Origin of the sequence: uncultured Faecalibacterium sp., assembly GCF_900066275.1 — a bacterium.
In the GTDB taxonomy this organism is placed as follows: domain Bacteria; phylum Bacillota; class Clostridia; order Oscillospirales; family Ruminococcaceae; genus Faecalibacterium; species Faecalibacterium taiwanense.
Map to the genome: position 1 here is coordinate 1 of NZ_FMFG01000035.1, position 1,164 is coordinate 1,164.

1 protein-coding gene and 1 other annotated feature (1 of these 2 only partly in view) are annotated in these 1,164 nt (G+C 48.4%); the gene reads left to right on the top strand.

Translation table 11 applies throughout. From position 1 onward, the window contains the following. Nucleotides 1-203: hypothetical protein (locus QZL71_RS10455; protein WP_294648689.1), on the top strand; the 203-nt coding region annotated here is incomplete at its 5' end. Beyond that, nucleotides 102-1,164: a sequence feature (mutual gap in cmsearch alignment for this rRNA model is longer than 100), on the top strand (it continues 1,889 nt past the right edge of the window). Its footprint overlaps the gene before it by 102 nt.

Genomic DNA, 1,164 nt, shown 5'->3' on the forward strand with positions numbered 1-1,164 from the left:
TTTTTAAGAAATATTACAATTTCAAAAGGAAGGGTAACAATAATCTTCGTTGGCAAGAGAGAATCAAGAGGATACCAAATGTTCCAAGAGAACGTTTGAAAGGTCAAGCGAACAAGGGCGCAGGGCGAATGCCTTGGCACTGGGAGCCGATGAAAGACGTGATAAGCTGCGATAAGCTTCGGGGAGCTGCAAATAAGCATTGATCCGGAGATTTCTGAATGAGGAAACTCACCTGGGTTCATACTCAGGTACGTTATACTGAACTTCAAAATAGGTATATCGAGGGAACCGCCTGAACTGAAACATCTAAGTAGGGCGAGGAAGAGACATCAAACGAGATTCCGTAAGTAGTGGCGAGCGAACGCGGAAGAGGGCAAACCGAGAGTAGACCTGGTCGGAATACGGGGGGACCACCCTCCAACCCTAAATACTACCCAGTGACCGATAGCGTATAGTACTGTGAAGGAAAGGTGAAAAGCACCCCGGGAGGGGAGTGAAAAAGAACCTGAAACCCTGTGCCTACAAGCACCTAGAGCGCGTCAATGCGTGATAGGGTACTTTTTGTAGAACGGTCCGGCGAGCGATTGTATGCAGCAAGGTTAAGGACTTAAGGTCTGGAGCCGAAGCGAAAGCGAGTTTGAAAAGGGCGTTAAGTTGCATATAATGGGCCCGAAACCGGGTGACCTACCCATGGTCAGGTTGAAGTGGAAGTAAAATTCCATGGAGGACCGAACCGACCTCCGTTGAAAAGGCGGCGGATGAACTGTGGGTAGCGGAGAAATTCCAATCGAACCCGGAGATAGCTGGTTCTCCCCGAAATAGTTTTAGGACTAGCCTCAAGTTAGATACCTGGAGGTAAAGCACTGAATAGCCTAGCGGCCGAGAGGTTAGCGAAGCTTATCAAACTCAGAATGCCAGAGTATTGATGCTTGGGAGTCAGACAGTGTCAGATAAATGTCATTGTCAAAAGGGAAACAGCCCAGATCTACAGCTAAGGTCCCAAAGTCAGGTTAAGTGGAAAACGATGTGAAGATACGTAGACAACCAGGATGTTGGCTCAGAAGCAGCCACTCATTCAAAGAGTGCGTAATAGCTCACTGGTCGAGCGTCTTTGCGCGGAGAATTTAACGGGGCTAAACCTGACACCGAAGCTTAGGCAGCATG